This is a genomic window from Streptococcus bovismuti, from assembly GCF_042436615.2.
GTDB lineage: Bacteria > Bacillota > Bacilli > Lactobacillales > Streptococcaceae > Streptococcus.
Map to the genome: position 1 here is coordinate 86888 of NZ_JBHMFR020000006.1, position 12244 is coordinate 99131.

General features: G+C 38.1%; 13 protein-coding genes. 3 read left to right on the plus strand and 10 right to left on the minus strand.

The features are described from left to right. Window positions 1-8: 8 nt before the first annotated feature. From rplI to ACERDH_RS07245, 5 genes are all read right to left on the minus strand, one after another. Window positions 9-461: a 50S ribosomal protein L9 gene (gene rplI, locus ACERDH_RS07225; RefSeq protein WP_000864214.1), complete on the minus strand. Its 453-nt coding sequence runs from the start codon at window positions 459-461 to the stop codon at window positions 9-11. After that, on the minus strand, window positions 458-2431 hold the full coding sequence (locus ACERDH_RS07230) for a GGDEF domain-containing protein (protein WP_386685567.1): 1974 nt from the start codon (window positions 2429-2431) through the stop codon (window positions 458-460). Before ACERDH_RS07230 ends, rplI begins: the two co-directional genes overlap by 4 nt. 135 nt (window positions 2432-2566) lie before the next feature. Further along, window positions 2567-3115: a ribosome hibernation-promoting factor, HPF/YfiA family gene (gene hpf, locus ACERDH_RS07235; RefSeq protein WP_004255322.1), complete on the minus strand. Its 549-nt coding sequence runs from the start codon at window positions 3113-3115 to the stop codon at window positions 2567-2569. A gap of 79 nt (window positions 3116-3194) precedes the next feature. Next, window positions 3195-3857: a ComF family protein gene (locus tag ACERDH_RS07240; RefSeq protein ID WP_004255321.1), complete on the minus strand. Its 663-nt coding sequence runs from the start codon at window positions 3855-3857 to the stop codon at window positions 3195-3197. Then, window positions 3854-5152, minus strand: a complete 1299-nt coding sequence (locus ACERDH_RS07245; protein WP_386685568.1) for an ATP-dependent helicase ComFA — start codon at window positions 5150-5152, stop codon at window positions 3854-3856. The genes ACERDH_RS07240 and ACERDH_RS07245 overlap by 4 nt, the downstream gene beginning before the upstream one ends. 56 nt (window positions 5153-5208) lie before the next feature. On the opposite strand from ACERDH_RS07245, the gene ACERDH_RS07250 reads away from it, so the two are divergent. The 3 genes from ACERDH_RS07250 to cysK all read left to right on the plus strand — a co-directional run bounded on the left by ACERDH_RS07250 (window position 5209) and on the right by cysK (window position 7326). Then, complete coding sequence (locus ACERDH_RS07250) at window positions 5209-5844, plus strand: YigZ family protein (protein WP_261050707.1); 636 nt, start codon at window positions 5209-5211, stop codon at window positions 5842-5844. A 15-nt stretch (window positions 5845-5859) separates the two neighbouring features. After that, entirely contained in the window at window positions 5860-6303 is a 444-nt protein-coding gene (locus tag ACERDH_RS07255) for a PH domain-containing protein (protein WP_049499109.1), read from the plus strand. 96 nt (window positions 6304-6399) lie between these two features. Beyond that, on the plus strand, window positions 6400-7326 hold the full coding sequence (gene cysK, locus ACERDH_RS07260) for a cysteine synthase A (RefSeq protein ID WP_265483444.1): 927 nt from the start codon (window positions 6400-6402) through the stop codon (window positions 7324-7326). A gap of 121 nt (window positions 7327-7447) precedes the next feature. On the opposite strand, the gene tsf is transcribed toward cysK, so the two are convergent. The 5 genes from tsf to mreC all read right to left on the minus strand — a co-directional run bounded on the left by tsf (window position 7448) and on the right by mreC (window position 12227). Next, window positions 7448-8488 (minus strand): translation elongation factor Ts, encoded by a 1041-nt coding sequence (tsf, locus tag ACERDH_RS07265; RefSeq protein ID WP_000808070.1) that lies wholly within the window; start codon window positions 8486-8488, stop codon window positions 7448-7450. A 78-nt stretch (window positions 8489-8566) separates the two neighbouring features. Then, entirely contained in the window at window positions 8567-9346 is a 780-nt protein-coding gene (rpsB, locus tag ACERDH_RS07270; RefSeq protein ID WP_000268459.1) for a 30S ribosomal protein S2, read from the minus strand. 224 nt (window positions 9347-9570) lie between these two features. Further along, window positions 9571-10821: a peptidoglycan hydrolase PcsB gene (pcsB, locus tag ACERDH_RS07275; protein ID WP_386685572.1), complete on the minus strand. Its 1251-nt coding sequence runs from the start codon at window positions 10819-10821 to the stop codon at window positions 9571-9573. 93 nt (window positions 10822-10914) lie between these two features. After that, a complete protein-coding gene (mreD, locus tag ACERDH_RS07280) occupies window positions 10915-11409 on the minus strand; it encodes a rod shape-determining protein MreD (RefSeq protein ID WP_261050708.1) in 495 nt (164 codons plus the stop codon). Beyond that, complete coding sequence (mreC, locus tag ACERDH_RS07285; RefSeq protein WP_153208965.1) at window positions 11409-12227, minus strand: rod shape-determining protein MreC; 819 nt, start codon at window positions 12225-12227, stop codon at window positions 11409-11411. The genes mreD and mreC overlap by 1 nt, the downstream gene beginning before the upstream one ends. Window positions 12228-12244: the final 17 nt, after the last annotated feature.

Sequence of the window (12244 nt, forward strand, 5' to 3'; positions counted from 1 at the left end):
GTGTAAATTTACCCTTCTTTCACACGAAGATTGATTACACTTGTGATATCTTGATAGATTTTCACTGGTACATCAATCAAACCAACTGCTCGAATAGGAGCTTGTACTTGAATATGACGTTTATCAATCTTAATTCCAAATTGCTTTTGCAATTCTTCTGCAATCTTCTTATTGGTAATAGAACCAAAGGTACGACCATCTGGACCAACTTTTTCAACAAATTCTACAACAGTTTCTTCTGCCTCAAGTTGTGCCTTAATTGCTTTTGCTTCTGCAATCATCTCAGCGTGAGCTTTCTCTTCGGATTTTTGTTTACCACGAAGTTCACCTACAGCTTGAGCAGTTGCTTCTTTGGCTAGATTTTTTTTGATAAGAAAGTTTTGCGCATATCCTGTTGGTACTTCCTTAATTTCGCCTTTTTTACCTTTTCCTTTGACATCTGCTAAAAAGATTACTTTCATTCTTCTTTCTCCTTTTCCTTTATTTCATTTAATACAATTTCTGTCAGTTTTTCACCTGCTTCTGACAAGGTTACATCTTTAATTTGAGCTGCTGCCAAATTAAAGTGGCCTCCACCTCCCAGCTCTTCCATAATCCGTTGTACATTCAGCTTACTACGACTGCGAGCTGAGATAGAGATAAATCCTTGTGTATTCTTCGCAAGAACAAAACTCGCTTCAATACCTGACATAGCTAACATGGCATCTGCTGCCTTACTAATAACAACTGTGTCATAGCATTTCGAGTCCTTAGCCTCTGCTATGAGTATATCTGAACCTAATTTACGCCCCTGTAAAATAAGTTCATTGACCTCACGATATTCTTCAAAATCTGTCGCAGACATTTCCTGAATAGCAATACTATCACTTCCGCGCGTTCTGAGATAGCTAGCAACATCAAATGTCCGACTGGTTACTCGCGAGGTGAAATTTTTAGTATCCAACATCATACCAGCCATCAAAACACTTGCTTGCATACGAGTCAGACGATTTTTCTTAGAATTTTGGAACTGAATCAATTCTGTTACCAACTCACTGGCACTACTTGCACCACTTTCTATATAAGTGATAACTGCATTATCTGGAAAATCCTGATCCCGTCTGTGGTGGTCAATAACGATGGTTTGGGTAAATAAATCATAAAAATCTTTTGATAAAGTTAAGGCTGTCTTTGAATGGTCTACAAGAATCAACAAAGAACGATTGGTCACCATCCCCATTGCGTCCTTAACAGACAACAACTTTGTAACTCCTTCTTTTTCTAAGAATGAAACAGCTCGTCCAATATCCGGCGACATTTGTTCTTCGTCATAAATAGCATAGCTATTTTGAGTCACATTGCTAGCAAATAACTGCATACCTACAGCAGAACCCAAAGCATCCATATCTAGATTTTTGTGACCAACTACAAAAACCTGATCCACACTCCGAATCTTATCTGAAATAGCTGTCATCATAGCGCGCGTACGTGTTCGTGTACGCTTGATTGACGCAGCAGACCCACCACCAAAATAAACTGGATTTTTCGTTTCGTCGTTCTCCTTGACAACCACCTGGTCTCCACCACGCACTTCAGCCAAGTTCAAGTTGAGTAATGCAACTTTACCTATCTCATCATGATTTCCATCACCATAAGAAAAGCCCATACTTAAGGTCAAAGGCAACTGTCTCTGTTTTGACTCTTCTCTGAAAGCATCGATAACAGAAAATTTATCATTCATCAATCCCTCAAGTACCGTGTAGTCCGTAAAGAGATAGAAACGGTCCATACTCACTCGACGGGAGAACATGGCATGCTTCCCAGCAAATTCTGAAACAAAATTGGCTACAAAACTATTGATATGACTGATATCAGACTCCGATGTTTCATCTTCTAAATCATCATAGTTGTCAACGGAAACGATCCCAATCACAGGTCGACTCGTTACTAACTCAACAGTCGCTTCGTATTCTCCAGACACATCAAAGAAGTAAAGAACTCCAGACACCTTGTCCATATGAACCGAATAGCGGGTCTCACCCAAGGTGGCATAAGAACCTGGATTCCCCACAGAAGCCTTGATAATTGTTTGAATTAATGCCACATCAATTTCGCCCACTTCATTAGTCAAAATCAATTCAGCATAAGGATTAAACCATTCAACTTCACCTGACGACAAGTCTAATTTAATAACTCCGACAGGCATCTGTTCTAACAAGGTTGTCAAACTTTCTTCAGCTTGGTGGTTTACATACTGGATTTGTTCTACTTCACTCCTTGAGTAGTAGTCTCTCTGATGGATGAATAGTAAAATATATGAACCCAAAATAAGTAGCAAAAGAAATAGCGTTACCAGTGTATTCGTTACAAAAACAAGTTGCACAGATAGCACTCCGAACGCCACTATTCCTAATATTAAGGGGAAAATAGGACTTACATAAAATTTTTTCATTCCAAACCTCTTGGCACCCATTATACCATAATAACCACCAAAAAGCGACTTTTTAAAAGTGTAATCAGTAATTCTATCAATTATAAGAAAAAGGAGGTTTACAATTTAGTAAACCTTCCTTTACACATATTGAAATTAAGATTCTTTAACTTCTAACAAGCCAATCTCGCCATCTTCACGACGATAAATCACATTGGTTGTCTGATCTTCAACATCCACATAGATAAAGAAATCATGTCCCAACAAATCCATCTGTAGAATAGCTTCTTCCAAATCCATTGGTTTTAAATCAATTTGTTTTGAACGAACAACTCTAGATTGGACAACATTTGTATCTTCCACCAAAGCATCTGTAAATAATTGACTAGTTGCTACCTTGTTTTTATTTTTACGCTCGATTTTTGTTTTATTTTTACGAATCTGACGTTCAATTTTATCGGTTACAAGGTCAATTGAACCATACATATCTTGAGACACATCTTCTGCACGAAGAGTAATTGAACCAAGCGGAATCGTCACCTCCACTTTAGCCGTTTTTTCACGATACACCTTCAAGTTTACTCGAGCATCCAACTCTTGTTCAGCTTGAAAATACTTTTCGATCTTTTCGAGTTTAGAAACTACATAATCACGAATTGCTTCTGTTACTTCTAGGTTTTCACCACGGATACTATATTTAATCATATGAGTACCTTCTTTCTAAACATTTTTGTTTTTCTGATTTCATTATAACGCTTTCATTTTATTTTTGCAAATTTTTTCCTCATCTTACAAGGGAAAATGTTTTTACATCCTCAGCACCAGCTTCTTCCAACAGCTTCTTCACACGATTTATAGTTGTTCCAGTAGTATAAATGTCATCTATAAGTAGGATTTTTTTAGGAATAGTGACTCCCCTTTTAATAAAGAAAGGAAGTTCTGTCCCCAAGCGTTCTGAACGATTTTTGGAAGAACTGGCCCGCTCTTCTCTCTTCTCTAGTAAGTCTTGCAAAGAGAACTCTGCTGCTTCAACTAAACCTTCAACCTGGTTAAATCCCCTCTCGAGCAATCTTTCAGGACTTAGGGGAATTACAACAAATTGATACTCTTTGTACTTTTTTAACTCCTCACTTAAAACTGAAGCAAAAACTTTTCTTAAAAGGAAGTCTCCATCAAACTTATACCGACTGAAAAAATCCTTCATAGCTTGATTGTAAGTAAAAATCGCTCTATGACTGACTTCAACTTCTTCTTTACACCAAAATTGACAATCTTGACACTTTGTTGACAAACCTGTTTTCATACAGTTTGGGCAGTTTTCTTCTCCAATCCTCTCAAAAGTAGAGTCACAGTCTGAACAAAGACAAGAGTCATCATTCTTCAGAAGTAAGAGACTACTAAAAGTTAAAACAGCCTTCATAGTCTGCCCACATAATAAGCACTTCATAGCCCCGCCTCCTTATTCATCTGCTGAATTTCCTTAATTGCCTTTTTGATTGAAGCATTTAACCCGTCATGGAAGAAAAGCAAATCTCCTGTCGGTCTGTCCATACTCCGACCGACACGTCCTCCAATCTGTATTAAACTAGACTTGGTAAACAGACGATGATTGGCCTCTACTACGAAAACGTCAACACAAGGGAAGGTAACTCCACGCTCCAATATCGTCGTACTGATAAGTATTGTCAGTTCTCTATCTCGAAAAGCTTGTACCTGCTCTAATCGATTTTCTGTGATAGAAGATACAAAGCCAATTTTCTCATTTGGAAATTGCTCCTGTATGATTTCTTTTAACTGTTCCCCTTTCTTAATCTCTGAAGCAAAAATGAGTAACGGATAACCTGTCTTTCTCTGCTTCTCAATATAAGACTTTAGCTTTGGTGACAACCGACTTTTCTCTAAACAGTGATTAAAATCGGATAACCAGACAGGTTTAGGAATAATCAAAGGATTTCCATGAAATCGTCTTGGCAAACTCAATCGTTTTAATTCTCCGATGCGAACCTTCCTATCTAACTCATCGGTAGAAGTTGCTGTTAAAAAGATTCTCAAGCCATTCTCCTTTACACTATTCTTGACAGCATGGTAAAGCATAGGATTGTCAACATAAGGAAAGGCATCTACTTCATCCACTATCAGTAAATCAAAAGCTTGATAAAACTTCAATAACTGATGGGTCGTCGCAACAACTAGTTGTGTTCGAAAATACGGCTCTGATTCTCCATGTAGGAGGGCTATCTCACAAGCAAAATCCTTTTGCAGGCGCTTATACAGCTCCAAACAAACGTCTATGCGAGGACTGGCCAAACACACTGCACCACCCCTATTAATCACCTTAGCCACAACTTGATAAATCATTTCTGTCTTTCCAGCCCCTGTCACCGCATGTACCAAGGTTGGCTCCTGCTTATCTACTGCTCGAATCAGTCCCTCTGACACCTTCTCTTGAAAAGGAGTTAATTGACCACTCCATTTAAGAACATCTTGCTTCGGAAAATCCTCCTGCGGAAAATAGTATAAAGCTTGATCACTTCTAACTCGCTTCATAATTAAGCACTCCCGACAATAGTAAGCACCGATGGGCAAATACCATTCTTCTAGAATAGTACTATTACAACGTTGGCAGAACAATTTCCCCTTCTCCTTTCTCATTGCTGGAAGTTTCTCCGCCAACTGACATTCTTCTTCTGTTAATTCATTCTCAGTAAACAAACGACCGAGATAATTTGGATTTACTTTCATACTTCTTTATTCGTAAAAACCTAGCGCTTTAGATAATTTTTTAGTACAATTAAATCATGGAATTTAGAACAATTAAAGAGGACGGTCAAGTCCAAGAAGAAATCAAAAAATCACGCTTTATCTGTCATGCCAAGCGTGTTTATAGCGAAGAAGAGGCTCGAGACTTTATTACTGCCATCAAAAAAGAACACTACAAAGCTACGCACAACTGCTCGGCCTTCATTATTGGGGAACGTAGTGAAATTAAACGGACAAGTGATGATGGTGAGCCCAGTGGGACTGCTGGCGTTCCCATGCTTGGGGTACTAGAAAATCACAATCTTACTAATGTCTGTGTGGTAGTGACACGCTACTTTGGTGGCATTAAACTAGGCGCTGGAGGATTGATTCGTGCTTACGCTGGCAGTGTTGCCTTAGCTGTCAAAGAAATTGGCATCATTGAAATAAAGGAACAGGCTGGCATTGCTATTCAAATGTCTTACGCTCAGTACCAAGAGTACAGTAACTTCCTTAAGGAATATAATCTCATGGAACTGGATACAAACTTTACAGATCAAGTCGATACGATGATTTATGTTGATAAAGAAGAAAAAGAAACTATTAAAGCTGCACTTGTAGAGTTTTTTAATGGAAAAGTCACTTTAACTGATCAAGGTTTACGAGAAGTTGAAGTTCCTGTAAACTTAGTGTAAACAAAGGAGAAAAATATGGCATTTGGTAAATTCATTCAAGGACTCGCTGGTAACTTTAGCGAGCAAAACAAAGAAACTCTTATCAAAGAATATGGACAATATCTACTAGAAAATGAAGAAATTCAAAGTGGATATAAACTGATTCGTGACTCAATTATATTTACAAATATCCGTATTATCTTTACAGATAAACAAGGCGCTACCGGTCGTAAGATGTCTATTAAATCAATCTTTTTGATGAACATTGTTAACGTTGAAATGGAAACTGCTGGAGCAGGTATAGATGATAGTGAAATTACTATTACTTATTTAGAAAATGTCTTTCTAAAAGCGCATAATGAGCATTTTAGTTCTCATAAATTTGAATTTCCTAAGAAAACGGATATCGTTCCACTTTACACCTATTTATTAGAATTAGCTTATCACAATCGCTTGAAAATTAATGGCTTAGACCTGTGATATAAAAAAATCCTATCACTTCGATAGGATTTCTATATTTTACAAATGGTATAGATAGCGTTATACTAGAAATATCTTATACAAAGAGGTATTCATATGTCTATTTATAACAACATTACTGAATTAATCGGTCAAACTCCGATTGTTAAACTCAACAACATCGTGCCAGAAGGGGCTGCGGACGTCTATGTAAAGCTTGAAGCATTCAACCCTGGTTCTTCTGTAAAAGATCGTATTGCTCTTAGCATGATTGAAAAAGCTGAACAAGACGGTATTCTGAAACCAGGTTCTACAATTGTTGAAGCAACAAGTGGAAACACTGGTATTGGACTTTCATGGGTAGGTGCTGCTAAAGGGTATAAAGTCGTCATCGTTATGCCTGAAACTATGAGTGTAGAACGACGTAAGATTATCCAAGCTTATGGTGCTGAACTCGTCCTAACTCCTGGTAGTGAGGGAATGAAAGGCACTATTGCTAAAGCTCAAGAAATCGCTGCTGAACGTGATGGTTTCCTTCCTCTTCAATTTGACAATCCAGCTAATCCAGAAGTACATGAAAGAACAACAGGAGCTGAAATACTAGCTGCTTTCGGTAAAGATGGACTAGATGCCTTTGTTGCTGGAGTCGGTACTGGTGGAACAATTTCTGGTGTTTCTCATGCACTCAAATCAGCAAATTCTAACATTCAAGTTTTTGCAGTAGAGGCAGACGAATCTGCTATTCTATCTGGTGAAAAACCTGGACCACACAAAATTCAAGGTATCTCAGCTGGATTTATTCCTGATACACTGGATACAAAGGCTTATGATGGTATCGTTCGTGTAACATCAGATGATGCACTAGCACTCGGCCGTGAAATTGGTGGAAAAGAAGGATTCCTTGTAGGGATTTCTTCAGCTGCAGCTATCTACGGAGCCATCGAGGTTGCCAAGAAATTAGGTACAGGTAAAAAAGTTCTTGCTCTAGCACCAGATAACGGTGAACGTTATTTGTCTACAGCACTCTATGAATTTGAAGTGTAGTCTCCTAAATGCACTTAGCCCTTATTATAGGGCTTTTTATTTATACCTTGAAAATAGGAAAATCTCCCCATACGGATCTACTGTATAGAAAAAAGGAAGCAATTTGGCTTCCTTTTTATTATTAGTTATTCAAGGCTGCTGCCATTGTAGCTGCAACTTCAGCTTCGAAGTCGTTTGCAGCTTTTTCGATACCTTCACCAACTTCAAAGCGAGCGAACTCAACTACTGAAGCGTTAACTGATTCAAGGTATGCTTCAACTGTCTTGCTGTCATCCATGATGTATACTTGTGCAAGAAGTGTGTAAGCTTGGTCAACTTTAGTGTTGTCAAGCATGAAGCGATCCATTTTACCTGGGATGATTTTGTCCCAGATTTTTTCTGGTTTGCCTTCTGCAGCCAATTCAGCTTTGATGTCAGCTTCAGCTTGGGCAATAACATCATCAGTCAATTGAGCTTTTGATCCATACTTCAAGTGTGGAAGAGCTGGTTTGTTAACCATTGCACGACTTTCATTGTCTTGGTCGATAACATGGTTCAATTGTGCCAACTCATCTTTAACGAATTGCTCATCCAATTCTTTGTAAGAAAGAACTGTTGGTTTCATCGCTGCGATGTGCATTGACAATTGTTTAGCAAGTGCTTCGTCTCCACCTTCAACAACTGAAATAACACCGATACGTCCACCGTTATGTTGGTATGCTCCAAAGTGTTGTGCATCTGTTTTTTCAATCAATGCAAAGCGACGGAATGAGATTTTTTCTCCGATAGTTGCTGTTGCAGATACGTATGCAGCTTCAAGAGTTTCACCTGAAGGCATTGTCAAAGCAAGAGCTTCTTCATTGTTAGCAGGTTTTCCTTCAGCAATAACTTTAGCTGTGGTATTTACCAATTCAACGAATTGAGCGTTTTTCGCAACGAAGTCAGTTTCAGCGTTTACTTCAATAACTGCTGCAACATTACCGTTAACATAAACACCTGTCAAACCTTCTGCAGCAACGCGGTCAGCTTTCTTAGCTGCCTTAGCCATACCTTTTTCACGAAGCAATTCAATCGCTTTTTCGATGTCACCGTCTGTTTCTACAAGCGCTTTTTTAGCGTCCATAACTCCGGCACCAGATTTTTCACGCAACTCTTTTACAAGTTTAGCTGTAATTTCTGCCATTTTGATTCTCCTATATTTTTTAAAAATAGGAGAGCCGGGCTAAGCCCCGCCCTCCTAGGTAATTACTAATTATATGAATTAAGCGTTGTCGCCTTCTACAACTTCAACGATTTCTTCGATTGAATCTGCTTGAGCTTCTGAAGCTGCAAATTCTGCTTCAACTGCTGCTGCATCTTCACCTTGACGTCCTTCGATGATAGCGTCAGCCAATTTAGCTGTGATCAATTTAACAGCGCGGATAGCATCATCGTTAGCTGGGATGATTACATCGATATCATCTGGATCAGTGTTTGTGTCAACCATCGCTACAACTGGGATTCCCAATTTCTTAGCTTCTTTAACAGCGATTTGCTCTTTATGTGGGTCAACTACGTACATAACATCTGGGATACGAGGCATATCTTCGATACCACCCAAGAATTTTTCAAGACGTGCACGTTGTTTGTTAAGAAGTGCAACTTCTTTCTTAGGAAGAACTTCGAAAGTTCCATCTTCTTCCATACGTTTGATTTCTTTCAAACGAGCGATACGTTTTTGGATTGTTCCCCAGTTTGTAAGAGTTCCACCCAACCAACGGTGGTTGATGAAGTATTGACCTGAACGTACTGCTTCTTCAGCAACTGCATCAGCTGCTTGTTTCTTAGTACCAACAAACAATACAACTGCATCGTTAGCTGCTGCATCACGCATGAAATCGTAAGCTTGGTCAGCGTATTTTACAGTTTGTTGCAAGTCGATAACGTGGATTCCGTTACGCTCAGTGAAGATGTACTTAGCCATCTTAGGGTTCCAGCGACGAGTTTGGTGACCAAAGTGTACACCAGCCTCAAGAAGTTGTTTCATTGAAATTACTGCCATGAGTATTTCTCCTTTTTGTTTTTTTCCTCTTCTTGACTTCAACTCGCAAAACGACCCAAAGGCAACTGTTTCACAATTCATCAAGAATGAGTATTATCGTTCACACGACAAGTTTCATTTTACCATACTTTTTTAATATTTTCAAGCCATTTTAGTAGATTTTTAAAGTAGGTAACTATATAAATCATAAAAGAGACTCAAATCGAGCCTCTTTGTTTCATTCATTAATTTGGATAGATATATGTTACAAAACCTTCTGAAGTCGTAGTAGGATTGAACCATCCACGTTTATTTCCGATTGTACGGTTTCCACCATAGTTTGATTCAGATACTTGGATACTTGTTGATGATGAAACAGCTGTAACCACGGCTACGTGTCCATATCCACCATCATTCCAACATGCAATGGCACCAACTTGAGGTGTAGATCCTGTACGGAATCCTGCTGCAGCTGCACTTGTAGCCCACTGTGCTCCATTACCCCAGTAATCTCCAGCCCAAGGCGCCAATGTTTTAGCTCCCCATGTACACTCACCAGTTGGATAACTTGAAGCGTTAGTACTGTATGTTGGATGATGTTTTACTGGTGCAGGAGTGTAGCTTGTTGATTCTGTTGAAGCACTGCTTGAAGATGATTCAGACGAACTAGATTCAGATGAACTTGATGATGAAGAAGTAGTAGATACTGCTTGAACCTGTGCTGTAAAAGTTGTATTTCCAGAAGCAACTACTGTTTGTTGTTGACTTGCTTGTTTAGCTTTATAAGCCGCTTCTGCTTCTGCAGCTGCTTTAGCTTCTGCTTCTGCTGCAGCTTTTTTCTCAAGTAAACTTGCTTTTTCATCCTCTGCAGTAGCCTTTTCAGCAGCAAGATTCAATTCTGCAGCTTTTAACTCAGCTTGTTTTGTAGTTAATGATTGAGCATCATCAGCTAGTTTTTGCTGATTTGCAATAACTGTATTAATTGCATCATTGTTTGCTACTTGTTTTTCAGAAATAGCTTTTTTATCTGCTTTTTGTTGTTCCAACATTTTGTTGTTTGCAGATACGATTTCACTCATTGCAGCAACACGTGAAATAGCTTCTGTAATTGATTTTGAGTTTACAATTGTATTGATGTAATTTGTTGCAGCTCCATTTGTTTGAGCACTACGAGCTTGTTTTTGTAATGAATCATTGCGAGATACAATATTCTTAGAAAGTTCTGTAATTTCACCCTCAAGCTTTTTAGATTCTGCTTGTAGTCTATCATTTTCAGATTGCAAGTTTGATTGCTCTGTTTGAATAGCAGATACTTGCTCCTGAACTTGATCAACTTGTTTTTGTGCTTCTTGTTGTTGTGCTGTTAAGTTACTAATTTTATTATCTTGAGCAGCAATTTTGTCATCAGTAGTTTCTGCATGCGCAGTTGTTAAAACAGCTACTTGAGAAACCATTACTGTACTTAATAAAAGTGACGCTAAGATTTTTTTCTTCATATTTCGTAGATACTCCTTCTTTTAAAGACATTACTAGTATACCAAAAAAAGGCCTAATGAATATTACGCCTTTGTTACATTTTTATTTCTTTCTTATAGGTAAAATTTTTCAAAAATAAACTGAAAGATAATCATCCATATAAGGTTCAAAATCATTGATGGTACTAAACTATAGACTATAAATAAAGACATACTATCCACAGTTAAACCTACCACTAATGCAAGTATATAAGCTCCCATCTCAAATAGAAAAGTCATGACAATAATTGCCAACATTCTCGTCCAACGATTCAATAAAATAACACTATTAAATTTATGGAGAAATACTCCCAACAAGACGAACAACAAAGTCGCAATCCCTATCAAGTGGGAAAAGTAAATGTCATAAACCAAACCCACTACAAAACAATAAGCTAAATAGAGATACTCTGATACTTCTATCGTCTCAAATAAGAGAAATAAAAACAGAAAATGACTAGCCAAATGTACATGGGGGAAAAATGAGCCCAGAAGCTGGCTAATATGGGCATCAATTAGAACAAAGAAAGGAAGCAATAAAAATACTCCAACTCGCTTCAACTGTCTCATTATGAATTCCCCACTAATTCTATCACACTCACATTATGAGTATCTGCACTTAATTTAACAGTTACTTCTCGTGTCAAGTAGTCCGTACTGTGCGTTGTGGCAACTACTTCACCAACAGGAATATCAGCAACGTTAAAGTTTCCTAATCCACCAGTGGTCACCTTATCTCCTGCACTAATATCGCTACTACTATTTAATTGACTAATTTTTAGAACTTCATTTTCCTTGTCATAGCCAACGATAATCCCATAAATTGTAGTAGAACCATGTTGAATTTTAACAGAAATCTTATCAGCATTTTCCGTATTTGTCAGAAGGTTGACCATGGTAGAGTTCTCCTCTACTTTTGAGACACTCCCAATCAAGCCACCATTTGCAATTGCTAACATATTCTCAGAAGCCCCTTTTGATTTGCCTGCATCTAAGGTCAACTCCTGCTTCCAAGATACTGGAGAACGCATAATAACATCTGCTGCCAAAGTCTTTGTAGCTTGCAATTTGGACTTCATATCAAGCAATTGGCGCAGTTGTTCATTTTCCATCTTTAAACTTTCCGCCTCATTTGATTTAACTTCTAATTGGTAAATCTGTTTCTTCAAACTTTCATTTTCATTATAAGTGCGTGTCAAATGAGCCAAATCTGATTTGACAGAATCAAACCACTGAAAAGGTTTTTGCACAACCCTATCAACCACTGAGATTCCATCTCCTAATCTTGTCACAATTGTACTTGAATAAGTCGTCGCTAAGAGAGCTGACACAAGCAGAACAGTGACAAAAACAATAATGACATATTTTGATTTTTTAAAACGGTTCATATCCCTACCTTTATATC

What these genes read in the sequence shown, in the direction of transcription:
- ACERDH_RS07240 (WP_004255321.1), bottom strand. Translation starts at nt 3,857, where the DNA reads ATGAAGTGCTTATTATGTGGGCAGACTATGAAGGCTGTTTTAACTTTT.
- ACERDH_RS07255 (WP_049499109.1), top strand. Translation starts at nt 5,860, where the DNA reads ATGGCATTTGGTAAATTCATTCAAGGACTCGCTGGTAACTTTAGCGAG.
- ACERDH_RS07230 (WP_386685567.1), bottom strand. Translation starts at nt 2,431, where the DNA reads ATGAAAAAATTTTATGTAAGTCCTATTTTCCCCTTAATATTAGGAATA.
- cysK (WP_265483444.1), top strand. Translation starts at nt 6,400, where the DNA reads ATGTCTATTTATAACAACATTACTGAATTAATCGGTCAAACTCCGATT.
- hpf (WP_004255322.1), bottom strand. Translation starts at nt 3,115, where the DNA reads ATGATTAAATATAGTATCCGTGGTGAAAACCTAGAAGTAACAGAAGCA.
- ACERDH_RS07245 (WP_386685568.1), bottom strand. Translation starts at nt 5,152, where the DNA reads ATGAAAGTAAATCCAAATTATCTCGGTCGTTTGTTTACTGAGAATGAA.
- mreD (WP_261050708.1), bottom strand. Translation starts at nt 11,409, where the DNA reads ATGAGACAGTTGAAGCGAGTTGGAGTATTTTTATTGCTTCCTTTCTTT.
- ACERDH_RS07250 (WP_261050707.1), top strand. Translation starts at nt 5,209, where the DNA reads ATGGAATTTAGAACAATTAAAGAGGACGGTCAAGTCCAAGAAGAAATC.
- rplI (WP_000864214.1), bottom strand. Translation starts at nt 461, where the DNA reads ATGAAAGTAATCTTTTTAGCAGATGTCAAAGGAAAAGGTAAAAAAGGC.
- tsf (WP_000808070.1), bottom strand. Translation starts at nt 8,488, where the DNA reads ATGGCAGAAATTACAGCTAAACTTGTAAAAGAGTTGCGTGAAAAATCT.
- pcsB (WP_386685572.1), bottom strand. Translation starts at nt 10,821, where the DNA reads ATGAAGAAAAAAATCTTAGCGTCACTTTTATTAAGTACAGTAATGGTT.
- mreC (WP_153208965.1), bottom strand. Translation starts at nt 12,227, where the DNA reads ATGAACCGTTTTAAAAAATCAAAATATGTCATTATTGTTTTTGTCACT.
- rpsB (WP_000268459.1), bottom strand. Translation starts at nt 9,346, where the DNA reads ATGGCAGTAATTTCAATGAAACAACTTCTTGAGGCTGGTGTACACTTT.